This is a genomic window from Enterococcus columbae DSM 7374 = ATCC 51263, assembly GCF_000406925.1.
Lineage (GTDB): Bacteria > Bacillota > Bacilli > Lactobacillales > Enterococcaceae > Enterococcus_E > Enterococcus_E columbae.
In genome coordinates this window covers 162,025-188,511 of the sequence record NZ_KE136347.1, presented here as the reverse complement: position 1 = coordinate 188,511, position 26,487 = coordinate 162,025, and the positions used below count along the sequence as shown (strand labels likewise).

27 protein-coding genes and 1 tRNA gene are annotated in these 26,487 nt (G+C 36.2%); 2 read left to right on the top strand and 26 right to left on the bottom strand.

Translation table 11 applies throughout. The features are described from left to right. Genes RK02_RS00960 through hprK form a run of 5 tightly spaced genes read right to left on the bottom strand, consistent with a single transcriptional unit; the run spans position 1 to position 4,176 of the window. A complete protein-coding gene (locus tag RK02_RS00960; protein WP_016182363.1) occupies positions 1–432 on the bottom strand; it encodes a DUF948 domain-containing protein in 432 nt (143 codons plus the stop codon). A gap of 12 nt (positions 433–444) precedes the next feature. Then, positions 445–1,329, bottom strand: a complete 885-nt coding sequence (gene galU, locus RK02_RS00955; RefSeq protein ID WP_016182362.1) for a UTP--glucose-1-phosphate uridylyltransferase GalU — start codon at positions 1,327–1,329, stop codon at positions 445–447. A 25-nt stretch (positions 1,330–1,354) separates the two neighbouring features. Beyond that, positions 1,355–2,371, bottom strand: a complete 1,017-nt coding sequence (locus tag RK02_RS00950) for an NAD(P)H-dependent glycerol-3-phosphate dehydrogenase (RefSeq protein WP_026231315.1) — start codon at positions 2,369–2,371, stop codon at positions 1,355–1,357. A gap of 30 nt (positions 2,372–2,401) precedes the next feature. Beyond that, positions 2,402–3,232 carry a prolipoprotein diacylglyceryl transferase gene (lgt, locus tag RK02_RS00945; protein WP_016182360.1) on the bottom strand — a complete coding sequence of 277 codons (831 nt, stop codon included), beginning with the start codon at positions 3,230–3,232 and terminating at the stop codon, positions 2,402–2,404. A gap of 8 nt (positions 3,233–3,240) precedes the next feature. Continuing rightward, entirely contained in the window at positions 3,241–4,176 is a 936-nt protein-coding gene (gene hprK, locus RK02_RS00940; protein ID WP_016182359.1) for an HPr(Ser) kinase/phosphatase, read from the bottom strand. A gap of 330 nt (positions 4,177–4,506) precedes the next feature. Here hprK and RK02_RS00935 point away from each other — a divergent pair, with 330 nt between their 5' ends. Next, on the top strand, positions 4,507–5,865 hold the full coding sequence (locus RK02_RS00935) for an ISL3 family transposase (RefSeq protein ID WP_016182232.1): 1,359 nt from the start codon (positions 4,507–4,509) through the stop codon (positions 5,863–5,865). A 288-nt stretch (positions 5,866–6,153) separates the two neighbouring features. Here the strand turns inward: RK02_RS00935 and RK02_RS00930 are convergent, their stop codons facing one another. The 19 genes from RK02_RS00930 to RK02_RS00840 form a co-directional block, all read right to left on the bottom strand. Continuing rightward, positions 6,154–6,504, bottom strand: a complete 351-nt coding sequence (locus RK02_RS00930) for a phage holin family protein (protein WP_016182358.1) — start codon at positions 6,502–6,504, stop codon at positions 6,154–6,156. Continuing rightward, positions 6,505–6,801, bottom strand: coding sequence for a PspC domain-containing protein (locus tag RK02_RS00925; RefSeq protein ID WP_016182357.1), 297 nt, complete (start codon positions 6,799–6,801; stop codon positions 6,505–6,507). A 25-nt stretch (positions 6,802–6,826) separates the two neighbouring features. After that, complete coding sequence (liaX, locus tag RK02_RS00920; RefSeq protein WP_016182356.1) at positions 6,827–8,311, bottom strand: daptomycin-sensing surface protein LiaX; 1,485 nt, start codon at positions 8,309–8,311, stop codon at positions 6,827–6,829. Between the two features lie 163 nt (positions 8,312–8,474). Further along, positions 8,475–9,146 carry a phosphate signaling complex protein PhoU gene (gene phoU, locus RK02_RS00915; protein ID WP_016182355.1) on the bottom strand — a complete coding sequence of 224 codons (672 nt, stop codon included), beginning with the start codon at positions 9,144–9,146 and terminating at the stop codon, positions 8,475–8,477. 11 nt (positions 9,147–9,157) lie between these two features. Next, positions 9,158–9,916 carry a phosphate ABC transporter ATP-binding protein PstB gene (gene pstB / locus RK02_RS00910; protein WP_016182354.1) on the bottom strand — a complete coding sequence of 253 codons (759 nt, stop codon included), beginning with the start codon at positions 9,914–9,916 and terminating at the stop codon, positions 9,158–9,160. Positions 9,917–9,936: 20 nt separating this feature from the next. After that, complete coding sequence (gene pstB / locus RK02_RS00905) at positions 9,937–10,743, bottom strand: phosphate ABC transporter ATP-binding protein PstB (protein WP_016182353.1); 807 nt, start codon at positions 10,741–10,743, stop codon at positions 9,937–9,939. A gap of 13 nt (positions 10,744–10,756) precedes the next feature. Next, a complete protein-coding gene (pstA, locus tag RK02_RS00900) occupies positions 10,757–11,641 on the bottom strand; it encodes a phosphate ABC transporter permease PstA (protein WP_016182352.1) in 885 nt (294 codons plus the stop codon). A 1-nt stretch (position 11,642) separates the two neighbouring features. Next, positions 11,643–12,554, bottom strand: coding sequence for a phosphate ABC transporter permease subunit PstC (gene pstC, locus RK02_RS00895; RefSeq protein WP_425387160.1), 912 nt, complete (start codon positions 12,552–12,554; stop codon positions 11,643–11,645). Between the two features lie 120 nt (positions 12,555–12,674). Then, positions 12,675–13,529, bottom strand: a complete 855-nt coding sequence (locus RK02_RS00890; protein ID WP_016182350.1) for a phosphate ABC transporter substrate-binding protein PstS family protein — start codon at positions 13,527–13,529, stop codon at positions 12,675–12,677. Positions 13,530–13,877: 348 nt separating this feature from the next. Next, positions 13,878–14,765 carry a permease-like cell division protein FtsX gene (ftsX, locus tag RK02_RS00885; RefSeq protein ID WP_026231387.1) on the bottom strand — a complete coding sequence of 296 codons (888 nt, stop codon included), beginning with the start codon at positions 14,763–14,765 and terminating at the stop codon, positions 13,878–13,880. Then, entirely contained in the window at positions 14,758–15,444 is a 687-nt protein-coding gene (ftsE, locus tag RK02_RS00880) for a cell division ATP-binding protein FtsE (RefSeq protein WP_016182348.1), read from the bottom strand. The genes ftsX and ftsE overlap by 8 nt, the downstream gene beginning before the upstream one ends. A gap of 100 nt (positions 15,445–15,544) precedes the next feature. Further along, positions 15,545–16,658, bottom strand: a protein-coding gene (gene prfB, locus RK02_RS00875) for a peptide chain release factor 2 (RefSeq protein WP_143139390.1) whose coding sequence is annotated in 2 segments (ribosomal slippage) — positions 15,545–16,585 and positions 16,587–16,658 — 1,113 coding nt in all. Because the reading frame shifts where the segments join, the coding sequence is not laid out codon by codon here. Between the two features lie 99 nt (positions 16,659–16,757). Then, entirely contained in the window at positions 16,758–19,271 is a 2,514-nt protein-coding gene (gene secA, locus RK02_RS00870; RefSeq protein ID WP_016182346.1) for a preprotein translocase subunit SecA, read from the bottom strand. 226 nt (positions 19,272–19,497) lie between these two features. Then, positions 19,498–20,052: a ribosome hibernation-promoting factor, HPF/YfiA family gene (hpf, locus tag RK02_RS00865; RefSeq protein ID WP_016182345.1), complete on the bottom strand. Its 555-nt coding sequence runs from the start codon at positions 20,050–20,052 to the stop codon at positions 19,498–19,500. 144 nt (positions 20,053–20,196) lie between these two features. Further along, positions 20,197–20,874: a ComF family protein gene (locus RK02_RS00860; RefSeq protein WP_016182344.1), complete on the bottom strand. Its 678-nt coding sequence runs from the start codon at positions 20,872–20,874 to the stop codon at positions 20,197–20,199. Continuing rightward, complete coding sequence (locus tag RK02_RS00855; protein WP_016182343.1) at positions 20,855–21,307, bottom strand: helicase-related protein; 453 nt, start codon at positions 21,305–21,307, stop codon at positions 20,855–20,857. The genes RK02_RS00860 and RK02_RS00855 overlap by 20 nt, the downstream gene beginning before the upstream one ends. 243 nt (positions 21,308–21,550) lie before the next feature. Then, positions 21,551–22,702 carry an RNA-guided endonuclease InsQ/TnpB family protein gene (locus RK02_RS00850; RefSeq protein WP_016182342.1) on the bottom strand — a complete coding sequence of 384 codons (1,152 nt, stop codon included), beginning with the start codon at positions 22,700–22,702 and terminating at the stop codon, positions 21,551–21,553. A gap of 587 nt (positions 22,703–23,289) precedes the next feature. After that, entirely contained in the window at positions 23,290–24,162 is an 873-nt protein-coding gene (locus RK02_RS00845) for a DEAD/DEAH box helicase family protein (protein ID WP_016182341.1), read from the bottom strand. A gap of 121 nt (positions 24,163–24,283) precedes the next feature. Continuing rightward, positions 24,284–24,616, bottom strand: coding sequence for a PTS sugar transporter subunit IIB (locus RK02_RS00840; protein WP_016182340.1), 333 nt, complete (start codon positions 24,614–24,616; stop codon positions 24,284–24,286). 178 nt (positions 24,617–24,794) lie between these two features. Here RK02_RS00840 and RK02_RS00835 point away from each other — a divergent pair, with 178 nt between their 5' ends. After that, the gene (locus RK02_RS00835; protein WP_016182339.1) at positions 24,795–25,424 is read left to right on the top strand and encodes a YigZ family protein; all 630 of its coding nucleotides are present in this window, start codon (positions 24,795–24,797) and stop codon (positions 25,422–25,424) included. A gap of 87 nt (positions 25,425–25,511) precedes the next feature. Here the strand turns inward: RK02_RS00835 and RK02_RS00830 are convergent, their stop codons facing one another. Next, entirely contained in the window at positions 25,512–26,219 is a 708-nt protein-coding gene (locus RK02_RS00830; RefSeq protein ID WP_016182338.1) for a GntR family transcriptional regulator, read from the bottom strand. 194 nt (positions 26,220–26,413) lie between these two features. Continuing rightward, positions 26,414–26,485: transfer RNA gene (locus tag RK02_RS00825), tRNA-Gln, on the bottom strand. Positions 26,486–26,487: the final 2 nt, after the last annotated feature.

Here is a 26,487-nt window from a genome sequence, read left to right as displayed (position 1 = left end):
CTATCCCTCCGTTGTTTCTTTATTTTTTTTGATGTATTTGATTGCCATTTTACCAACCTTACCGGCAACAGCGGCTTGGGCGGTTGATTTACCAAGTGTTTCCACATGGGCAACCAAATTACGCCCAGCATCATTTAAATCTATCACACTTTGACTTAGATCAGCCACTGCCGTAAATAATGGATCGATGGTCGCAACCTTTTGATTGACATCATTAAGTAACTCATTACTCTTTACCAATAAGCCTTCTACTTCTCGAGATAAAATATCCACATCCTTAGTAACGACCTGAATGGTTTTATTTGTCTCATCAATTGTATTTCCTACTCGAGCCACCACTTGATTCACTTGCCCAACTAATCGAATTAAAAAGTAAATCAACACTGCAAAGGCAATCGCGGCAATCAATGCTGCAATTTCAAATCCATTCATAAAAATCCCTCCTTATTTTTTGGGTTGTGACAATTCCTTTGCCAATTCAATAATATATTGACGTAAAGAATCCTTAACTTCTGGATGCTTTAAGCCATATTGAATACTAGTTTTCATAAAGCCAAATTTATCGCCTACATCAAAACGTTCACCTTTAAATTCACGAGCAAAAACACGTTGGGTTTGATTCAAGCGATCAATAGCATCTGTCAATTGGATTTCATTACCGGCGCCAGGTGCTTGTGTTTCTAAAATATTAAAGATTTCCGGTGTTAACAAGTAACGACCAATAATTGCTAAGTTACTTGGTGCCTTATCTGGTGAGGGCTTTTCGACAAAATTTTTCACATTGTACAAACCTTTAACGACCTGTGCACCCGGATTAATAATTCCATATTTTGATGTATCCTCATGTGGCACTTCCATAACTGCTATCGTTGAGGCATGTGTGCGCTCATAGTCATTGATTAGCTGTTTACTTAAAGGAATTTTATCCTCCATTAAATCATCGCCAAGCATCACCAAAAATGGTTCATTGCCAACAAAGGCTTTGGCTTGTAAAACAGCATGGCCAAGACCGCGTGGATGTGACTGACGGATGAAATGTAGATTCACATCGGTGGTTTCTTCGACTAATTTTAATAAGTCATCCTTACCCTTTTCTCTTAAATTTGTTTCTAACTCAATATTGGCATCAAAATGATCTTCTATTGGTCGTTTGCCTTTACCAGTAACAATCAAAATATCTTCAATACCTGATTTTAAGGCTTCTTCAACGATAAATTGAATCGTTGGTTTATCAACAATTGGTAACATTTCTTTAGCCATCGCCTTTGTGGCTGGTAAAAAACGGGTACCAAGCCCAGCTGCTGGGATTACTGCTTTACGTACTTTCAAAAAAAACTACCTTCTTTCTTCAATTCTACATTGTAAATTCATTCTCTACCTTACTATCGCGTAGCATGATTTCCTTAGCTGCCTGTCTAATATCCTTTCCTTCATATAAGACGCGATAGATGGTATGCGTAATTGGCATTTCCACATTTAATTGCTCAGCTAATTCCATGGCAGCCTTGGTAGTTGCCACGCCTTCAACAATCATGCCCATATTTTCCAAAATTTCATCTAATTGCTTACCTTGACCTAGTAAGTTACCGGCACGCCAGTTTCTAGAATGAACACTTGTACAAGTCACAATCAAATCGCCTACTCCACTAAGGCCAATAAAGGTCAATGGATTAGCGCCCATCGCTACACCTAAGCGGCTAATTTCAGCCAAACCTCTAGTCATAATTGCAGCTTTGGCATCATCTCCAAAGCCCAAACCGTGAATGGCACCCGCTCCGATTGCAATGATATTTTTTAAGGCAGCGCCAGTTTCTACCCCAATCACATCTGTATTCGTATAAATTCTAAAATATTCATTCGTAAACAATTGTTGCACATACTTTGCTGCTTGTTCATCCACACTTGCCGCTGTAATCGTTGTGATATCATGCACAGCAACTTCTTCTGCGTGACTAGGACCAGATAACACCACAATTTCTTTGCGTTTAGCTTGAGGGATCTCCTCATATAAAATTTCCGAAATTCGTTTATGGCTCCCTTGCTCTAACCCTTTTGAAGCATGAATAATATAAGGGGTATTTTCACAAACCTTAGCAAATTCATGGGCAACTGAGCGCATCGCTTTCGTTGGGACAACAAATAAAACTGCGTCTGCATCCTTTACCGCTTTGGCTAAATCCTTCTCACCAATAATAGTATTCGGTAATTTTATATTAGGTAAATAATGGCGATTCGTATGATAGGTATTGATCTCATCAATTTGCGCGGGATTATTCCCCCAAATTGTTACTTCATGTCCATTCTCGGCTAATACTTGTGCTAAAGCACTGCCCCATGATCCTGGTCCTAAAACCGCAATTTTTTGTTTCAACATAATTCCTCCTCATAGATTGATACTAACTTAAACTATCCATTCATTTTGTCCTTTACTACGATCATAAAAAGGTAGCTGCTGTTTTCTTCGATAAATCAAAAGGCCAATTGCGCCAACAAATAAAACAAATGACAAAGCCTGTGAAACTCTAATTGGTCCAAATAAATACAAGCTATCCGTACGCATGCCTTCGATAAAGAAACGCCCAAAACTATACCAAATAAGATATAGCAAGAATACCTCGCCTTGTTTTAACAAGTGCGTCTTTTTTCTTAAGAGCACTAATATAATAAAGCCCATTAAATTCCAAAGTGATTCATACAAAAAGGTTGGTTGAAAGTAATGACCATCAATATACATATTTTCAATAATAAACTTAGGTAAATGGAGCCTTTCTAAAAAAGCCAGAGTCGTCGGTCCACCATGAGCTTCGTGGTTCATGAAATTTCCCCAACGACCAATTGCTTGTGCTAAAATCACACTTGGTGCAGCAATATCTAAAAAAGTCCATACATTAATCAAATGGGTATAGCAATAATAAAACAACCACGCGCCACCTGCAATCAACCCACCATAAATAGCAATACCACCCGCTCTAAAATTAAAGATTTGGATTGGATCAGCTAGATAAGGCTGCAGATTAAATACCACATAATAAATCCTAGCACCAATAAAAGACAGGGGTAAGCCAATTAGCATAAAATCGAATACATCATCCGCCTTCATACCAACTCTAACAGCCTCTCTAGAACTCAGATACATAGCTAAAGCAATGCTTGATACCATAATAATTGCATACCAATAAATCGGTAAGCCAAATAATTCAAAAGCTACGCGATTGACTTGTTCACTACTCATTGTCTTTCCTACTTTCCAGAGTTTTCAGCGATTAACATTGATAAGCGCTCTTCAAATTTTTTTGTTGCATCAAAGCCCATCGTTTTCGCTCTGAAGTTCATTGCGGCAACCTCAATAATAATCGCAACATTTCGGCCGGTTTTTACTGGAATGCGAATCTGTGGGATAGCCACTTCGCCAATTTCAACGGATTCATTATCGGAGCCTAGACGATCGTATTTCTTGTCTTTGTCCCAAGCTTCCAAATACACAGCTAGTTGCACCTGCATAGAACCACGTACTGCGCTGGCACCAAATAGATTCATCACATCAATAATGCCAATGCCTCGAATTTCGATTAGATGCTCTAAAATCTTAGGTGGTTCACCAATTAAGGTTAAATCATCTTGCTTATACACATCAACACGATCATCGGCAATCAAACGATGTCCTCGCTTAATCAATTCCAAGGCAGTTTCACTCTTCCCGATGCCACTACTTCCTTGGATTAAAACTCCTAAACCATAAACATCCACTAAAACACCATGTACACTTTCACGGACAGCCAATTTACTATCTAAGAAACTAGATAATTGACCAAGTAAACGTGAAGTTGAAACCTTTGAACGTAAAACTGGAATTTGATTTTCTTCACAGGCCTGAATCAACTCTTTAGGTACTTCTAACCCTCGAGAGATGACAAAAGCAGGCGTTTCTGGCGCACACATGCGACGCATAACCATTAAACGTTCTTCTGGTAACATTTTTTGAGCAAAGGTAATTTCTTTACTACCAAATAATTGAATTCGATTATATGAATAATACGTAAAATAACCAGTCAATTCTAAACCTGGTCTTGAAATATCACTGATTTTTATTTCTCGCTGTAAGGCTTGTTCATCTTCTGTAATCATTTCAAGCTGCAAAGCATTGACTAAATCAATTACTTTTACGGTTTCACTCATAAATAACACCCTCTTTTTAAAACAATCTACTTATCTCCATTTTACCATTTGTCATCTAATATGACTACTTTATTCACTAATTCATTGATTATTTTAAAGGATTTTTGCTGTTTTTTATAATCAGATGAAAAAAATGAACAAACATTTATCTTTCATTCCATTATAAAAGAAAACGGCTACATCGCCAACAAAAAAAGGGTTCTATGATATTTAGTGTTGTTACTCAAATTGAGGATAACGCTGAATATCTTTTTTTGTTTGAAACAATAGAAAAAGACATCTGTTTCCTCTATAATTAAGTCGACCAAAACCATTAAGGAGTGAAACATGATGTCTTTCTTACATAATATCAAAAAAACTTGTGCAAGTACAACGAATCTTATCAAAAATATCCTAAATATTAAGGATAAACATATTACTTTTCCTGCTTATGCTTACGCATTTTCTGACGAGAAGGTCCATGGCGTGTTTTCTAAAGTCTTTTCTGGTTTGCTTTCCTACCCTGAAAATCCCCATTGTTGTTCTTCTTGTGGAAAGTCAGGTACGGTTATTAAGCATACGCCTAAAGCTAGTTTGATTCAAATGATTCCTTATCAAAATGTGCCGACCTACCTGCGTTTATACAAGCAACGTTATCGTTGTAAAGCGTGCGGACAAACGTTTTCCGCTACGACAAACATCGTTGATGAACGTTGCTATCTTTCAAATGCATTGAAATTCGCTATCCTACATGATTTGAAGCAAAAATGTGCAATGACGGATATCGCCAAGCGCTATTTTGTCTCGCCTAAATCAGTTGAACGAATCTTAAAGTCTTACTCTTATGAGCTAAATCCTTACCATATGCAACTACCAGAATGCCTGCTCATTGATGAATTCAAAGGAACGAGCGATTGTAACGGGAAAATGTGCTTTATTTTAAGTGATGGACAATCCGGGAAAATCATTGATATTTTAGACGATCGCAGAAATTTCGTAATTAAAGACTTTTTTCTACGTTTTAGTTTGGAAAGTCGAAATCGTGTCAAATATGTGGTCATGGATATGAATGCCGCTTATCCTTATGTCATTAAAGAAGTATTGCCCAATGCATCAATTGTCATTGATCGTTTCCATATTATCCAACAACTCACTCGAGCGTTGAATAAAAAAAGAATTCAAGTGATGAAAGCATTGCGCTATAAAAATCAACGTGCTTACAATAAATTCAAACGCTATTGGAAGTTGCTTTTAATGCCTGAAGATCACTTAAACTTTGAGAAATATGTACAATATCCCTTATTCGATCGAAGATATGTGACACAGACTGAGGTGGTGGATACGTTACTTAGTTTTGATGATGCATTCAGACAGTGTTACCAGATTTATCAAGAGCTACTTGCTTGTTTTCATCAAAAGCAGCTAGACGAATTCTTCCATATTCTTCACACGCTACCTGAAGACTTAGATATAGCCTTTAAAAAATCGCTGAAATATTTAATCAAACATACACACGCTATAAAAAATGCGATACAATCCCCTTACTCCAACGGAAAATTAGAAGGGAAAAACAATTTAATCAAGGTCTTTCAGCGAGTGGCTTTTGGATTTAGAAACTTTAGTAATATGCGAAGAAGAATCTTTTTATACGAAGAAAATTGGCATACAAAACAACCAACTAAAAGAAATTGTGGGGAGAAATCCGCCTAAATCTCTTTCTCAATCAGACTGCTATTGTAACAGGCGAGCTTTCGCTTGTGCAAGGGCTTTGCAAGTGACCGATCTTCGTCTCGGTCACCCTTGCACGCTTAGCTGCCTGTTTGACAAAAAGCATCGATTGAAAAAGAAAATAAAAACAGGAGAGAAAGTCATCGAAAAAATAACTTCCTCTCCCATCGACTTAATTGCCAACAACACTAGTTGACAAAGAACCTAAAAAAGGCAAGTACTTACTTCTAGCTTTAAAGTTAGAAGTAAGTATTTGCCATTACCACATGCTTATCGATTCGCATGATAATTATTGACAATCGCATTAACAATAGTCATCAAAATAGCCACGCCGATTGCTGATAAAAATGATGGGAATGAAAAATGATCTTTCCCTAGAATATTAGATGTCATCAATAACATACAGGAATTAACGATAAAGGTAAACAACCCTAATGTTAAGATATTCAAGGGTAAGGTTAATAATAATAAGATTGGTCGAACCAATAAATTAAGTAGCGATAAAATAAAACTCGCCAGTAAGGCAGTCATAAAGCTGTCTACAAAAAGTAAATTTGGGAAAAAAACAGTAATGCCAATGAAAGTAAGCATGGTCACAACGATTTTTCCAAAATAGGACATCTAAAAGTCACTCCAATCATCTTCATTATCAATTTTTTCAGCATCCTTTCGTGGGCGAACATTCACATTGCGATTCTGACGCTTAGGTTTCATTGGCGTAGCATTTTGATCTGGCTTAGGCATAATGACTGCCAACAAGATATACAAAATCAACGCTGAAACAAAACCAAAATCGGCGATGAATATAAAAACAACAAAGATAATTCTTAATATTGTTGCATCAAAGCCAAAATAATCAGCAAATCCACCTATAACGCCGCTGACTACTTTATTACTTGATTTGGTCAGCTTTTTCATCTTCATTCACTCATTTCATCTAAAATTAATCATTATTTTTTAAATAGATAGTTCCTGTATTGCTGGATAATTGAATATCAGCCATAGCATCAGCAACCTTTCTCAGTTCAAGCAAACGATTCATCTTATCATTTTTTTCATTTAGCAGTTCAACATTAGTCAAGCGACTTTGAATGCTACCAAAAGTTGATTTGGCTGACATTTCTAAGCCTAATCCTTGTGGTAGTGATAACTTGATATCGCCATTTACCGTACTAACATTTAGTTTTTCTAGTTTCTCCTCACGATAAGAAAGACGAACCGTTCCATTAATCAAACTAATCTTAGTAGCGACAGGTGTTGTATCCATCGTTACATTACCATTGACGGTCTCAATAATCGTATCAGCTAAAATACTATTGGTAATTTCAATATTACCATTAGTCCCTTCTATTTCCAACATTGTTGCTTCAAAAGCATTCAAGGAAATATCGCCATTGGTTAATTTCAAATAGAAATCCTTGCCTTGAATTTGTTCAAGATTCATACGACCATTTAACATTTTAATAGCAACATGATCGTAATTTTTGCTAGGTAAAAAGACCTCCAAATCCGCTTTTACTCGTTTATTGGTCAGATAAAAGCGTAAGCAATCTTGATCAATCGCACTATCTGTTCGCGCTAAAATAGCCGCTAATGGATCATGCTCATCAAATTTACCGTAGATTTTCATTTTCGCTAAAATTTGAATGTGATCTTCTGACCAAGTTTTAAACTGAACCTTTCCATGAGCTACCTTAAAGTCTAAAATAGTGGGTTGAAAACCTTCATATTTAAATACATGCTCCACACTAGCTACTGCTAACCCCGGTACTTTAATGTTAACTGACTTCCACTCGACGTTTTCTTCTACTGTTTGCGAAACATTTTTCAATGATTTTTTTAGGAAGCGACCTAATTGGCTACCAACTTCTGTCAGCTTATCACTGACTTGATTGAAGGTTTCACTGGCCTGTTCTTTCCAATCATCAGAAAATTTATAATCCGTATAAGCAGTTGAATTCTCTTGATTTTCTTCATTAGTTACTTGTTCTAACTTATCTTCAAGTATTTTTTTCCGTTTGGTTAACTGGGCAAGCTCATCAGCTATTTGATGCTGCTGCGCTAAAAGATTGGTTTGCTCTTCAGCATGATCAGCATTTGCTAATGCTTCTTGATTCATTTTTTCATTTAATTCAGTATATTGTTGATTCAAATCAGCAATTTTTTCATTCACTGAATCTAACTCCGCTAAAGCTTGACTTAATTGATCCGTATATTCTTCAAATTCACTTTCTTTAAACTCTTCATTTGCTGCATCTTGTTCAGGCACTTGAAACCACTCTTTCTTAGAAATGGTTGCTTTAGAAACATCTGGTCTTAAAGAGTTATGACCGGTTTCTTTGGCAATATTTTCTAAAAGAACTAGTGCCTCTTCAGTAGAGATAACTCCCTGCTTAACCAAATCAAAAATACGTTTTCTTTCGTTCATTTCATATTGCCTCCTAATTGTAGTTTTTCTACATTAATAGTATGACAGATTTTGTTTAAACACACATAGGTCTTAAGGACGAATTTTATCATTTGATTGATATAAAACTTTCTTAAACTATAAAAACTGCAATCAAAATCACTTTGATTGCAGCTTTCTGCTTTTATTGAGCTCGATTTGAATTTAATTCAGTAATTTTCCCGGTGGCCAAATATACAATCCATTCGCAAATATTGGTTACATAATCACCAATTCGCTCCAAATATTGCGCGACATTTAAATAATCCGTCCCACAGACTACGGTTTCTGGATTGGCTTTCATTGCGCTGATGGCATGATCATAAATTTCACGAAAATGTTGGTTGACTCTCTCATCCATCGCCGCAATCATCCGTGCATCTTTTTCATCCATCTTAACATAAGCAACCAAGACGTTATCCACCATTTTCTTCACTGAATCAGACATCTCAGAGATTTCTTTTTCGATTTCCAAAATCCGATTTTGCCCTTTAACCAAAATAGTCGATTTAGCGATAGAGACTGCATGGTCACCCATACGCTCTAAATCAGAGCTGGCTTTCATTACTGTAATAATTCGACGTAAATCAGTCGTCACCGGTTGTTGTAAAGCAATCATCTCAAAGCTTTTCTTTTCTAACAGTATCTCAATATTATTGATTTGTTCGTCCTGAGCAATAACTTCTTTAGCCAATTCTTTATCGTGTTGGACGTATGCACGAACAGATTTATGGATGGCTTTACTTACCAACATCCCCATTTCATAAAACTGGTTATGCAAATTTAGCAAATCTTCTTCAAATTGTGAACGTAACATAAAGGCTCCTCCTAACCAAATCTTCCAGATATATAATCTTCAGTCTCTTTCATCTTCGGACTTAAAAAGATATTTTTTGTCTTATCGCATTCAATCAAATGACCATCTAAGAAAAAGGCAGTTCGATCAGAAATACGTGAGGCTTGCGACATATTATGAGTGACAATAATCATTGTATATTTTTCTTTTAATTCTAACAAAGTGTTTTCAATTTTACCAGATGAAATCGGATCTAGTGCACTTGTTGGTTCATCTAACAAAATAATTTCTGGATCAACTGCCAACACACGTGCAATACAAACCCGTTGCTGCTGACCACCAGATAAAGATAGCGCACTTTGATGTAATTTATCCTTTACATCGTCCCAAACAGAGGCTGCTTTAAGACTTTCTTCAACAATTCGGTCTAATTTTTGTTTATCATTTTCCCCTTTTAGGCGTAAACCATACACCACATTTTCATAAATTGAAAAAGGGAATGGATTAGGTTGTTGAAAAACCATGCCAATCTCTTTACGCAACTCAACCGTATCTGTTTTTGGACTATAGATGTCATTACCTTTGTATAGAACACTACCAGTAATGGTGACGGTTGGAATTAAATCATTCATACGATTTAATGAACGTAAATATGTGGATTTGCCACAACCAGAAGGACCAATCATTGCAGTAATTTCACCTTGATGAATATCTAAATTAATTCCTTTTAATGCTTCTTTTTTCCCGTAATACAAATGTAAATCACGAGAGGAAATAATCGTTTCAGCCAAAATTTTTCCCTCCACTTCTCTTAACCAAAATGTCCAGATACATAATCTTCGGTCGCTTGGATTTTTGGACGCGTAAAGATTTTTCTCGTTTTATCATATTCAATCACATTTCCCATATAAAAGAAAGCAGTATAATCACTAATACGCGCAGCCTGCTGCATATTATGAGTGACGATCACAATTGAAAATGAATCTTTTAAATGAATCAGTGTTTCTTCGACGGTTCCTGTTGAAATAGGATCTAACGCACTAGCCGGCTCATCAAGCAGCAAAATATCTGGTTTCATTGCAATCGCTCTAGCAATACATAGACGTTGTTGTTGCCCACCTGATAGGGCCAGTGCACTTTTATTTAAATTATCTTTGACTTGATCCCACAAGGCTGCTTGCTTTAAGCTCGTTTCAACAATTTCATCCAATTCCTGCTTATCAGTTAACCCATGACGCTTTAAAGCAAAGGTAATATTTTCATAGATTGATTTACTAAAAGGATTTGGTCGTTGAAACACCATACCGATATGCTTTCTTGCTTCATACACATCGACGGCAGGTGAGTTGATATCTACTCCCCGATACATAATTTTGCCAGTTACTTTAGTGTTCGCAATACTATCGTTCATTCGATTCAATGAGCGTAAATAGGTCGATTTACCACAACCAGATGGACCAATTAAGGCCGTAATCTTATTTTTTTCAAATTGTAAATCTACCCCTTTAATTGCTTCATTTTGCCCATACCACACATGTAAATCTTCAGTATGTAAGGCGATTTCTTTTCCTTCCTCTAAAGAAATGACATGACGATCATCTAAATTATAGGTCTTCATTTTGTTACTCTCCTTAAGCTGAAGTCATTTTTTTGTGCAATCTCTTACCTAAAGCACGTGCGCCAAAATTAAACAACAACACGGCGATGATTAAGACTGCTGATGCACCGGCAGATACAGCTGCACCATCCGGCATTGTCCCTTCAGAGTTGATTTTCCAAATATGCACAGCTAAAGTTTCAGCTTGACGGAAAATACTAATCGGACTTGAAACACTCAATGGATTCCAGTTGGTAAAATCAAGTGCTGGCGCTGATTGACCTGCTGTATAAATTAAAGCAGCAGCTTCACCAAAAATACGACCAGAACTCAAAATTAAACCAGTTAAAATCCCTGGTGAAGCTTCTGGTAAAACGACATGAATAACTGTCTCCCAACGCGAAAGTCCTAAGGCCAAACCAGCCTCACGCTGAGTAAAATGAACGGCTCTTAGCGATTCTTCAATATTACGAGTCAATAAAGGTAGGTTAAACAAAGTTAAAGCTAAGGCTCCGGATAAAATGGAAAAGCCATATTGAAATTGAATAACAAAAACTAAAAAACCGAACAAACCAACAACTACTGATGGTAAAGAGCTCAAAATCTCGATTGCTGTACGAATTAAGTCTGTCAACCAATTTTTCTTGGCATATTCTGATAAATAGATCCCTGCCCCTAAGGATAAAGGGAAGCTGATAATTAAGGTAATCAGCAATAAATAAAGCGAATTAAAGAGCTGAATACCAATCCCTCCACCTGCTTGATAGGCTTTAGATGGCGAGGTTAGAAACTTCCATGAAACATGAGGTAACCCTCGAAATAGGATATATAATAGCATGGCAGCTAAAATTAATACAATAATTCCAGAAATGGCATATAAAATGCCAGTAGCAATTTTATCTACACGTTTTGCATTCATCTTACTTTAAGGCTCCTCTCTTACCAATCATTCGAATGACGATATTGAAAACTAATGACATTGCTAATAAAATTAAGGCCAATGACCATAAAACATTGTTCTCAACAGTTCCCATAATCGTATTCCCAATTCCCATCGTCAAAATAGAAGTTAAGGTAGCTGCAGGGGTAACTAGACTAGTTGGCATCAAGGCAGCATTGCCGACAACCATCTGAATCGCTAATGCTTCCCCAAAAGCACGAGCCATCCCAAAAACGACGGCTGTTAAAATACCAGGAACGGCTGAACGTAAAACAACCTTATAAATGGTTTGCCAACGCGTTGCTCCTAAAGCTAGCGATGCTTCGCGATAATGTCTTGGAACTGCCTTTAATGCATCTACAGTCATCGTTGTGACAGTCGGTAAGATCATGACAAACAACACAAAGGTCCCTGCTAAAATACCAAAACCTGTTCCCCCGAAAACAGAACGTACAGCAGGAACAATGACAGATAAACCAATAAAACCATAAACAACTGAAGGAATTCCTACCAACAGCTCGATAACTGGCTGTAAGAATTTTTGGCCCTGCTTAGGTGAAATCTCAACCATAAAAACAGCAGCCCCAATTGCAAAAGGAGTGGCAATAATCGCTGATAAAAAGGTAACGAGAAATGAGCCCAAAATCATTGGTAAGGCCCCTACTTTAGGTTGCCCATTTGCACCTAATTCAGCTGGATTCCATTCAGTGCCAAATAAAAAGTTCATAACGTTGACTTTATCGACAAAAAAAGTAGCTAAGCCTTTGCTTGCAACAAAATAAAAGATTGAAACAACGACTAAGACAATAATTGCAATACAAATAAAGCTAATCAGCTTTCCGCGCTGCTCCATCTTTGCTCTTTTTGATTTCTTCATTAAAATTTCTTTCATATCTTCCAAGAGGTTTCCTCCTCCAATTCTTTCATCTTTTCTAAGTTTACCTTTTCAATATCAATTTTGAATAAAGCTTTTGTGAAAACCGAGTAAAGATTGTAAATTTTGTGTAAAGATTTAGGCAATGACATTTCCTTGCCAATCACGCTTAACCTTCATAGCAGAAATTGGAATATAGCCTAATTTACCAACTAGATTTTTTTGCACATGAGAAGATAATACATAGTCTAAGAATGCTTTGGTTAAATCTTTAGGCTGTCCTTTAGTGTACATATGTTCATATGACCAAATCACCCATTGATTCGTTGTGACATTTTTAACTGTGGGTGCGATCCCATCAATTGAAAGGGTCGCTACATCCTTTGTTACATAAGAAAAAGCAACATAACTAATCGCCCCAGGTGTATCAGCGACAATTTGGCGTACCGTTCCACTTGAATCTTGTTCTTGCGAAGGCTTAGCTTCTTTCCCATCAAGCACCCAACGTTCAAATGTTCCACGCGTCCCACTGCCACTTGCACGATTTAAAATAACTACATCGACATCGTTTCCACCGACTTGTTTCCAATTGGTAATCTCACCGGTAAAAATCTTTTGTAAATCTTGCATAGATATATTTTTTACGCCAACTTTTTTATTTACTATCGGTGTGATACCTACTACCGCAACTTGATGATCGACCAATTCTTTCGCATTAATTCCGCTTTTTTCTTCAGCAAACACGTCAGAATTCCCAATATTTACCGCACCAGATTGTACTTGACTAAGACCAGTACCACTACCGCCACCTTGGACATTAATAAATTTTCCAGGATGTTTCGATTGATACTCCTCAGCAACCGTTTCAACTAATGGCTGCAAAGCGGTCGAACCAACTGCGGTAATCGATTGACCGTGATCGACCCACTTACTACAGCCACTTAATAAAATTGTACCTAATAAAATTGGTAAAATGAGTTTTAATTTTTTCATTCAAATAAAGCTCCTTATTTTACAATAATTCCATCAGAATCATTCTGAATCAATTTTATTGTATCATTTTCTTTACATTACGCAAATCAAGACCATTCAACAACCATTGATAACATAAGTAATTTAGCAACACTTGTATTTTATAACCAGACAAATAAACCGAATCTTTACAAAAGCTTCAACTACTGACATTGCTACCTCCTAGATAGCTGACCGCTCAAAGATAGCTAAAGCAAATATAGATACTCTCCTATTTTTGGCTAGATCATACTGATTTGACCTTACCTAGCCATTTTATAAATCACCTATAAAAAAAAATCGAGCCTAAAAAGACTCGATCGATTAAATTTAAATTTTTAAGAAACGACGCATTGAAATCACTGAACCTAATGCACCAATTAAAATACCAATTAATACCAATAAACCACAAATTTGAATAGTAAATGTACTTGGTGGTAATAGATGATAACTTGAACCTAAAATTTGGGGTTGATTCAATACTCTAAAGGCCGAACGGTAACCAAAGAAAATGATTACACACGGAATGATTGAACCGATAATTCCAATCCAAGCTCCTTCTAAAAAGAACGGCCAACGAATATACCCATTTTTCGCACCTACCAAGCGCATAATTTGAATCTCACGTTGACGCGACATAATCGTAATCCTAATCGTATTAGAAATTAAGAAAATAGCGACAAAGACTAATAATACCGCAGCACCTAAGCCCCAAGTACGCATCCCTTGTGTAATCTTCAAGATTTTATCTGAAGGTGCACCACCGTAATCTGCTCGATGAACATTTTTTAATTTACCAGCAGCCTTGGCTACCGCTTTAATTGTTTGAGGATCTTTGGCTTTTACAATAAAATTATCATAAAGTGGATTACTATCCCCTTCAAAAACAGACCAAACAGAACCCATGCTGTCTTCTAATTTTTTCAATTCTTCATCTTTACTTGAAAAAGAAACTGATTTTACATTTGGTAGATTTTCTAATTCATCCTTTAGTTTATCGATATCTTCTTGAGAAGTACCGATATCAACTAAAACCGAAACATCTACATTATTTTCAATATCTTCAGCCAATTTAGTTGCATTCATAATTAACGCGAGAAAAATCCCCAATAAGGTTAAACTAATGGTTACAGCTGTAGCTGAAGCAATGGTCATTAAGCCATTTCTTTTTAAACTCTTCAAACTTTCTAATAAGTGTCTGAAAAAGGTCCTAATCATCATATCCATAATCTCCTTCCACCTGATCACGAATAATACGACCATTTTCAATGGCGATTACACGATGACGGATCGTATTAACAATCGTACTATTGTGTGTTGCCATCACAACAGTAGTCCCTTGTGCATTAATCCGTTCTAAAAGTTTCATAATTTCCCAAGAGTTTTCAGGATCAAGATTTCCTGTTGGTTCATCAGCGATTAAAACTTTTGGCATATTTACGATTGCTCGTGCAATTGAAACACGTTGCTGTTCGCCCCCAGAAAGCTCACTTGGGAACACGCGAACCTTATGCTTTAAGCCGACTAAATCTAAAACCTCCATTACCCGTTTTTTGATTTCTCGAGGTTTTTTACCGATTACTTGCATCGCATAGGCAACATTTTCATAAACGGTTTTCTTTGGTAATAATTTATAGTCTTGGAAAACGACCCCTATTTCTCTTCGTAAATAAGGTACCTCGCGATTTTTTATTTTTAATAAATCATAATCAGCAACTTTTAAAATACCTTTTGTTGCTTTTTCTTCACGATACATTAGTTTGATAAATGTTGATTTACCAGCACCTGAAGGGCCAACTACATAAACAAACTCGCCTTGATCAATATTGATTGTAATATTTCTTATAGCTGTTGTACCGTTGGGATATTTTTTCATAACATCCTTCATTTCAATCATGGCTATCTCTCCAAATCTTCATTCATACTTTCCAAGTATAGCATTTTTTTATTGCAAATTGCTTGCAGTAAGTTACAATTTTATTTCATTATAATAACTTTTAATCTTGTTTTTGCTGTAAGCGATATTTTAGATAAGCATCAATGAAACCGTCTAATTGGCCGTCCATTACAGCTTGTACATTTCCTGATTCATAGTTCGTACGGTGATCTTTAACCATGGAATACGGATGAAAGACATAGGAACGAATTTGTGAGCCCCAGCCAATTTCCATTTGCTCTCCACGTAAAGCAGCTGCTTCTTGTTCTTGTTTTTCTAATTCTAATTGATAAAGTTTCGCTTTTAACATGCCCATCGCTTGTTCACGGTTTTTTAATTGTGAACGCTGTGCTTGGCTAGATACCACAATTCCCGTTGGCAAGTGGGTAATCCGGACCGCTGATTCGGTTTTATTAATATGTTGCCCCCCTGCACCACTTGCTCTAAAGGTATCAATTTTTAGATCATCCGGATTAATTTCAATATCAATATTCGCATCTAATTCCGGCATAATATCCACCGAGCAAAATGAGGTATGACGGCGTTTGGCTGAATCAAAAGGTGAGATCCGAACTAAACGATGCACCCCTTTTTCCGATTTCAAATAACCATATGCATTGTGCCCTTTAATTAACAAGGTCACACTTTTGATTCCTGCTTCATCACCAGCTAGGTAATCCAAAGTTTCCACTTGAAAATGATGCTTTTCTGCCCAACGTGTATACATTCTTAACAACATGCTTCCCCAGTCTTGGGATTCTGTTCCACCAGCACCTGGATGAAGCTCTAAAATAGCATGATTATGATCATACGGCTCATCTAAAAGTAAGGATAACTCATAACTTTCTAGCTGTTCAGTTAAATTATCTAAACCCTCAATCAATTCTTTTGCTACTTCAGCATCATTTTCTTCAACATACATTTCAAGCAAAATTTCTAAATCTTCATAAGCTTGATTCATTTGTTGAAACTGTTCATAAGTTTCTTTATTCAGATTATTTTCATTAATAATCTGTTGGGCATTTGCTGCATCATCCCAAAAACTAGGATCTGCCATTTTATGCTCAGCTTGGGCAATTGCCTCTTCTAGTCCTTCTAAGTCAAAGAGACCCCCTAAAGCTTTGAATTTTATCAGCAATCAATGCTAACTGTGATTTAATATCTGCGATTTCCATAAAAACGCTCCTTATCTACTTATTTTTCTAAATTATAGCCTATTTAGAAAGGTTACTAAAGTAAAACACAAGGGCGATGACTCACCCTTGTGAAAAATACTATTTTACATTTTTACCATGACAATTTTTAAATTTCTTGCCGCTACCACATGGACAAGGATCATTCCGACCAACTTTTTCCACACGGATTGGCTTACGCTCAGCCGAATTAGCATCCTCTAAATTGGTTTGTTGAACGGTTTGCGTTTGTTCTCGCTGTACGTTTTGACGAATTTCAGCTTTCATAAATAAACGAGTGACTTCAAATTCAATTGCTCCGATCATCTCTTCAAACATTGTAAAGCCTTCTGTTTGATAAGCGACCAATGGATTGTTTTGACCATAAGCACGCAAACCAATTGACTGACGTAATTGATCCATCGCATCGATATGCTCAGTCCAATTGGCATCAACTACACGCAAGATAACTACTTTTTCAAATTCTAATAATTGTTCTGGGCTATTTAAATGACTGGCTTTTTCATTAAACACGGCTTGCGCACGATTAAATAAATCATCCTTAATCTCAGCTTGGGTTTTGCCTTGAATATCTGCTAGTGAAATACTATCTTCATCAACAATGGCATTTTTGGCAAAATCAACAATGGCCTCTAAATTCCAGTCTTTTTGTTCGACTTGTGTATGCGCATCAACAATACGATCGATTGTCCGACGAACCATGTTCATTAAAACTTCATCTAACGGTTCTTCCGCTAAGATAACTTGTTGGCGTTGACCATAAATCACTTCACGTTGTTCACGCATCACATCGTCGTATTGTAAGACATTTTTACGTGTGTCGTAGTTATTTCCTTCAACACGTTTTTGCGCAGCTTCCACTTGTCTAGTAATCATCTTACTTTGAATGACTGTATCTTCATCAGCCAATTTCATACGGTCGAATAAATTCTTCACTCGATCCGAACCAAAGCGTTTCATTAAATCATCTTCTAAAGATAGATAGAATTGAGAAACACCTGGGTCACCTTGACGTCCTGAACGACCACGTAACTGATTATCAATCCGACGTGATTCATGACGTTCGGTACCAATAACTGCTAGACCACCTAGTTCAGCCACCCCTAAACCAAGCTTGATATCCGTACCACGACCGGCCATGTTTGTCGCAATCGTAACAGCACCTTTTTGTCCAGCATTTAAGACAATCTCTGCTTCTTTAAAGTGATTTTTCGCATTTAGCACCTCATGAGGAATGCGTTCTTTTGTTAATAAATCAGATAATAATTCTGAAGTTTCAACCGCAACCGTACCTACTAGCACCGGTTGACCTTTACGATAGCGTTCTTTGATATCTTGAACCACAGCCTTAAACTTACTATTTAACGTTGTATACAAAATATCTGGACGATCATCACGAATAACTGGTTTATTTGTAGGGATTTGAATAACTTGAATATTATAAATTTCACGGAATTCTTCTTCTTCGGTTTTAGCAGTACCCGTCATTCCTGCTAATTTTTTATACATACGGAAGAAGTTTTGGAAGGTGATCGTCGCCATGGTTTTGGTTTCATCTTCAATTGTAACACCTTCTTTGGCTTCAATCGCTTGATGTAAACCATCTGAATATCGACGACCATCCATAATCCGACCAGTAAATTGATCAACAATTAAAACCTTACCCTCTTGCACCACATAATCGATGTCTTTAAGCATAATATAATTTGCACGTAAAGCTTGATCAAGGTGATGGGTCAAAGCTGTATTTTCAATGTCATATAAATTGGTCAAAGTGAAGTATTCTTCGGCTTTTTCAATCCCAGCTTCAGTTAAGCTAATCGTCTTAGATTGGATATCGATTTTATAGTCTTCCTCTTCTTTTAATTTCTTAACAAACATATCTGCTCGAGTATATAAAGCCGTTGATTTTTCTGCTTGTCCTGAAATAATTAACGGTGTACGGGCTTCATCGATTAAAATCGAGTCAACCTCATCGACAATGGCATAATTTAATGGTCTTTGTACCATTTGATGACGATAAACCACCATGTTATCTCTTAAATAGTCAAAACCAAGTTCATTATTAGTACTATAAGTAATATCGCAAGCATAAGCAGCTCTTTTTTCTTCTGGACTTTTTGAATTAATGTTTAAACCAACTGTCAAACCTAGCCAATTATATAACTCGCCCATTTCAGTTGAGTCACGTGTAGCTAGATACTCATTTACAGTAACTACGTGTACGCCTAAACCAGTTAAGGCATTTAAATATACGGGCATCGTAGCTGTTAAAGTCTTACCTTCCCCAGTACGCATTTCCGGAATGTTTCCATCATGTAAGACAATTCCACCCATTAATTGCACGTGATATGGATATAAACCTAAAACACGCTTAGCAGCTTCGCGGACAACTGCAAATGCTTCAGGTAGTAATTGGTCCAAGGTTTCCCCTTTTTGATATCTTGTTTTAAATTCATCAGTTTTTGCTTGTAAAGCTTCATCACTTAACGCTGCCATTTGATCAGCATAGCTTTCAACTTTATTAGCAATCCGGTCAAGACGTTTTAATTCTTTTTTATCATTCTCAACCATTTTACGAATAATATTTGCCATTTATTATAAACTCCTTTAAATGTTTCATTGCTTACAGCACAATCTCCCTACTATTTTATCACTAAAATAGAATAAATGAAATAATTTAATTGCAATCAAGGTGTAATTTATTCAAAATAAGATTGATTCTAGGCTTGTCTTGAAAGAGAAGCCTTTTACTCTTAACCCATTAAAGACAAAAAAGGTAGCTGCAAGTCAAACTTACAGCTACCTTTTTTGTCTTTAATTAATTAGTTTCAATTAAGCCATATTTGCCATCTTTACGACGGTAAACAATGCTTGTTCCATTAGTTTCAGCATCTTCAAAAATGAAGAAGTTATGACCAAGCATATTCATTTGTAAAACGGCTTCTTCACTATCCATTGGTTTTAATGAAAGGCGTTTTGTACGAACGATATCAATCTCAGCTTCTTTGGTTTCTTCGTCCGCATTAACATCTAATGCAAAAACTGGTTCAACATCAACTAATGCTGTTTCGCGTGTGCGACGATTAATTTTTGTTTTGAACTTACGAATTTGACGTTCTAATTTATCAACAACCAAATCAACGCTTGCATATAGATCTGGTGAAGTTTCTTCTGCACGTAACACTAAGTAAGGAAGAGGAATCGTCACTTCAACCTTTGCTGTTTTCTCAGTATAAACCTTTAAGTTTACATGAGCAGTTGCATCCGGTGCATTATCAAAATAGCGTTCTAGCTTGCCTACTTTCTTTTCAACGTAATTACGGATTGCTTCAGTAACTTCAATATTTTCTCCACGAACATTGTATCTAAACATAACAATTGCCCCTTTCATCTGCCACTAAAGAAGTTTAAAGGACCACTCTTTAATCTTCTTCTTATCTATATTATAACCTATATTTCAAAAATTGCAAAATAAATCGCTATCAAAAACGATTGTTAGGTAAATTTATAGTTATTTTTATCTTGCTAAGGAAAATGTCATTATTTTCTTTGGATGATAAGGTAACAGACACTCCGCCGCATAAAATAATGTCCTACCCGTTGTATAGACATCATCAACTAGGATAATATCTTGATTGGCAATTAATCCTCCATCAATATTCAAACTAAATGGTTGTTTCATTTTTAATCGCTCATAACGACCTTTTTTAGCTTGCGGCAGAGTATCGTTTTTTTTAGATAGAATCGGTTGATATTTAATACCTATTGCTTCTAAAAAACCTTCAACTTGATTGAAGCCACGTTTCTCTCTTTTTTCCTTACTTAACGGAATAGGGACAATCCAACAGTCCTTTTTATCTTTGAAATAACGTTTTAGTTCGTATGAAAAAGTATAACGTAATTGATAATCGCCCAAATACTTATATTGCTCCATCCACTCATGAAACCCTTCGTTATAATGATATAAAGCCGTATGCTTAAAGGCGTAAGTTGGATATTTTCGCTGCCAATATTGACAATCGGAACATATCGGTTGTACAGTTGGCTTGCCACACAACTGACAACCACCTATTAATGGTTCAAACTTTTGTTGGCATTTAGCACATAACCTATGCTCCTGTACAAAAAAAGGATTTAAAATCTCCATAAAGGTTAAATTTTTCGTCAATGATTGCTTACACCAAATACACTTCATCTGCTAACCACTTCTTTGCTAATCGATTCATTGCTGCAATTTCTTGACAAGCATGCCTAATCGCTGGCGTATAATCAGAAAGTAAAAAATAGACCTCGCCATTTTTCATCTTACCTTTGCGATCTGCGCGTCCGGCGATTTGCACTAGGGCTGACTTAGAAAATATTTCATGGTTCGCCCCTACAATCACAATGGAAACATTGTCAATCGTCACCCCTCTTTCTAAAATTGTCGTCGTAAATATGATTTGATAATGATGTTTGCGTAATTTTATTACCTTTTCTTTACGCTGTTCATCTATAGAAGAGACCTCTGTCATCTCAATGGTCGGTAAGTGCTGACGAACATAGCAATATAATTGATGATTATATTGGATACTCGGACAAAAGACCAAAACCAGTTGACTTGCACAAAGTTTTAACAACAGGCGCATAAATTTTCGACCTTTATATCGATTAAACGGAATCTGCTCCGATGCGAAAAATATATACATTTCTATTTAAATATTTATATTTCTACTGTGGCACAACTTATATCCTTAGACTTTCGTTTTGTGCCTTGCTCGTTCATCCTGTCCGATTTTGGAACTCCTACTTTCGTTTATATAACAGTCCAGAGCCTTAAATTCCCTAGCATCGATAGGTACATATTTAAACCATCTTTTTGGTGATTAAGTTTAAATTTGATAACTTGCTAAATTTATCGAAGCATTAAAATCTCTATCTAGCGTGAATCCACATTCACAACAGAATGTTCTATCGCTTAGTTTTAAATCCTTCTTGATTTTTCCACAATGTGAACAAGTTTTTGATGAAGGATACCATCTGTCTACTTCTACAAATGCTATTCCTAATCTTGCTGATTTGTACTTTATTTGTCTTTTAAATTCATAAAAGCCCTGACTAGCAACAGCCTTAGCTAGATGTTTGTTTTTCATCATACCTCTTACATTTAAATCTTCCATTACAATTCGATACGGTTTGGTTTTCACTATATCGTTCGTTGTCTGGTGTAAATGGTTTTTTCTGATGTCTGAAAGTCTTTTATATAGGTTTTTAATCACTTTTTGTTGTTTACCTATATTTTTCATTTCTCTTAACGGTTTCTTATAGATAGGTTTTCTGTTTTTGGTATAGCCTGAAATATTGTTCTCTATCTTTCTGCTAAGTTTTCGCTGTTCACGTTTTAGCTTTTTTTCAAGACGTTTGACTTTTTTAGTCTTGTTAATGTTTTTATAAACTTTACCATTAGAAACAACAGCTAAGTCTTTAATCCCTAAGTCAATCCCTAAACTTTCATCTGTTAGTTTAACTTGTTCAAATTCTTTTTCGTAACTAACAGACAAATACCAATGTTTACCGTCGAATGATATTCTAGGATTCAAATAATGCTCATTCTTTTTAAGTTTAGGTAATGAACCACACGTCTTAACGTTGCCTATCTTTTCTCCTCTGAAACCATCTTTGGTTCTTTTTAGACTTTCATAATTCACATAAAAGCTATCTTTACATTTATGTTTGCTTTTAAATTTTGGTTTATCACTTATACCTTTAAACCATCTTTGTCTAGCTAAATTCGCATCTTTTACTGCTTGCTTCATTACATTGCTTCCGACTTCTTTTAACCACGTATGGGTAGTTGGTTTTAATACATTGTTAATATATTTTCTAACTTCTGTTTCTTTGAGTGTCTTTTTATGCGCTGCATAATAACTCTCGCTTTCAGCTAGAAAATAATTGTAAGACCATCTCGCTACCCCACATGATTTTCTAAATAAGATTTCTTGTTCTTTTGTCGGTTTCAATCTTATTTTAATCGCTGTTATCATTTCTGTACCTCCCTTCTTTGTTAAAACCATTATAAATGATTTATTTGTCCAATAAAGAAGGGGTTATAAATATTCATTTAGAATTGTATATATTTTTCTCATTCACTATAAAACGCAACTTTTATAGCAGTCTTTCTCTTACGAGTAGACCTCTCATGCTTTCACATGAGCGTAGACTATATGTTTTTCTTTAAATATATTAAAGAACGGAATTTTTCCAACGCCATTCGCTTGCGTTGTACATCCCCCTCAAGGGGCTAGTCGTTAGACGTTTCGCATATCTTAAAAATAAGACTTAGCGCTTTCGTAACGGAACTTCCATTATTACCGTCCTTAGTGCCTAACGTATCTTATGTGTCACGTTTATCCATTCATAAGACCTAATTAGATTTTATTTCAACTTAGACTATCCTTATTGTTTTTTCTGCTTTCGCAACTTTCACGCTTACCATTTCTAGTTACGTTGTAGTCAATAAGGCTTTAGGATTTCCACCGTTTTAACTCCTTTAGTACGCACCTGTCACCAGATACGCAGGGCTTTCTGTTCAAAAAAATCTATACTTCTATGCACATTTGCGTAGATTTATTTAAATTTGTTGTAACAGTTTTGTTACCCATTGATTAAACCATATACACTTAGGTTGCAGCAACGGTCGCTGATGAAAGCGCAATGGTAGCTTGCAAATCGCAAATGACTGGTCTTTTTTTACTTCTTTTAATAATCTATTGGAAGGTGTGGCTGTTAAAAAGACTTGTATGCCCGTTACCTTTAAAGCTTGTTTCGTTGCATAATTCAACAACAAATCATCGGCATAAGGAAAAGCATCGACTTCATCAATGATTAATAGATCAAACGATTGATAAAAATGAATCAATTGATGAGTTGTGCAAATTAACAAATTTGTTTCTTGATAAGCCTCCTCACTATCGCCATACAACAAAAAGATTGCTTCCTTTTGAAAGGCTTGCTGAATTCTTGGCAAAAGTTCAAGACAAACATCGATTCTCGGTGAAGCAAGACACACTCGCTTTCCTTCAGCAAGCACCTGATAGATTAAAGGAAACAGCATTTCGGTTTTGCCAGCACCAGTGACCGCCCAGATTAACGTGTGCTGCTGTAAGAGATAATTGTGACATAATTGATCAGCTATGTGTTGTTGATAACGAGTTAATTGACCCATCCATGTCAACTCAACAATACGCTTAGTCGCCTCTCTTGGCTTTTTGGAACAAAGATAATCTCGACTTGTTAATCTACCGAATGATAGACAAAAAGGACAATAATACCTGCCATCAGCTAACTGATAGTCAGCGCTAATCAGCTGATTACATCTCGTACAAATGGCGTTGAATTTTTGGGGAATAATAGCTGGTCGAATGAACCATTGATCTTTTGAGAGCTGTTGACACTGTGTACTATCTAACACCTGAACATAACCATCTTCATACATCGTTTGCATTCATCCCTTTCTTTTCAGCAATAATTAGGCACTCCCACCTTCAATTATTAAATACGCAAAAAACTGCTTTATCGCCAAAGCAATAAAACAGTTTTTAGAAATAATAAGGATTGTTTCGTTTTTATAATGGTGCATCAATTGCTAAAAGCTGAAAAGCCTGTTTCAAAATATTTCGACTATCTAACAAACCATAATCTGACATACTAATCGTCTCAATCTTGGTAGGTTGATTAGCCAAGCTTTCAACAAATTTATTCTTTAAGAAACGCACCTGTGGACTTAAAAAGACTAAATCAACTTGATGGTCCTTCGCATATTCTAGGGCCTCTTCCGAAGAAACAGCTAGAATTTTTACAGGCAAATCACTTTCGTAAACATACTGCTGCATCTTTGATATTAATAGACTCGAACTCATCCCAAGTGTACATACAATCACAATCACTTTTGATTCCAATGAAAAGACTCCTCACTCATTAACTCAAACTCATCTTCGTCTATTATAGTCAATTTTCAGACAATTTGTCAAATCTCATCTATAGTTATTATAACCACTCTTTACAACTATCCATAGTTGCCTATCCGCATAAAATTTTCTATACTAATGACAAGAGATTTTACAAGGAGGCATTCATTTGGCAGATTATTATACGATTGAAAAAGACGGCGAACATACAATTGAAATAAAAAAATCAAAATTTATTTGTCACTTATATCGAATTGAAACAGAAGAGCATGCAAAAGAACTCATTCAACGAATAAAAAAAGAACACTGGAAAGCTAATCATAATTGTAGCGCCTTTGTTTTGGGTAAGAACCAAGAGATTCAGCGGAGCTCAGATGATGGTGAGCCTAGTGGGACTGCAGGTGTGCCGATGCTAGAGGTATTAAAAAAGCATGAGCTACAAAATGTTTTAGCCGTTGTCACACGTTATTTTGGTGGGATCAAATTAGGAGCTGGAGGATTGATTAGAGCCTACGCATCAAGTGTAGCTGAAGCGCTTAAAGAAATCGGGATTGTTCAAGGTATTTTACAACAGGAAGTAAAGCTTACCATCGAATATTCCTTATTAGGTAGATTACAAAATTTTCTTGAACAAAAAAACATCTTTATTAAAGAAACGACTTATTTAGAAAATATCACTGTGACAATTATGTGTGATCAGCTATTACTTGACGATTTAACTGCAGAAATGATTGATTTATTAAATAATCAAGTAACGATTGAACTGGGGGAAAAAAGCTACATAGAGCAAAGAATCTAACCCTTTTCAACTGACTGGGCAATTTAACAAAAAAACTTCAGCTTGCAAAGCAATCAGCCTTTTGCTGAAGAGCCGCAACCTGAAGTTTTATTTTTCGAGATAGAATTCGAATCGACTACCCACATACTGCGAACGAACATATTCAAAAGGTGTTCCATCTTCAAAAAAGGTCAATTGTTTCATGCGCAAAATCGCATCGCCTCTTTTAACTGCTAAATATTCCGCAATTTGTTCAGAGGCTAATACAGCAGTAATCGTTTGATTGGCCGCGCCTATTTTATAACCACCTTTTTCAGCCAGAGTTGCATAAAGCGAAGCAGTCACCTCTTCTTTACTAAATTGCTTAATTAGATCCGCCGGTATTGAAGCCACCTCATAGCAAATCGGCTCCATATCCGCATAACGAATCCGCTCCATCCGTAAAATCATCGCCTGCTCAGGCAATTGCAGCTTTTCGCGTTCACTCGTACTTGCCGCAACAATGGAATAGGCCAACACTTTACTCGAGGGTTTACGCCCTTGATTTAGCATAATTTCAGTGAAGCTGGTCGTTCCTTTCATTTGTTCTTGGACTTTTTGCCTTGCTACATAGGTTCCTGAACCAATTTTACGCTCTAATATTCCTTCATCTGATAAAGCTTGAATAGCTTGTCTTAAGGTCATACGGCTAACGCCAAAAAAAAGCGCTAGTTCACGCTCAGATGGCAACCGATCACCTATTTGCCAATAATTATTCTCGATTTTTTCTTTTATCTCATCATGTATTTTAATGTAAATGGGTATTGAATCAGCCATATCTCTTCCCTCTAATCCACTAAATAAAATCAACAATTCCCACTATCAAATGCTTGTTTGAAATTGAGTTACGTTCATTATAGCATATTCTATCTTTGAGATAATAGCTCTCTTAGTATTTTTTCACTAGATTCCTTAATTTTGATTAAACATAAAAAAACAAGAGCATAAACTCTTGTTTCATAATAATATAACTGGGGTAGCTGGATTCGAACCAACGCATGAGGGAGTCAAAGTCCCTTGCCTTACCGCTTGGCTATACCCCAAT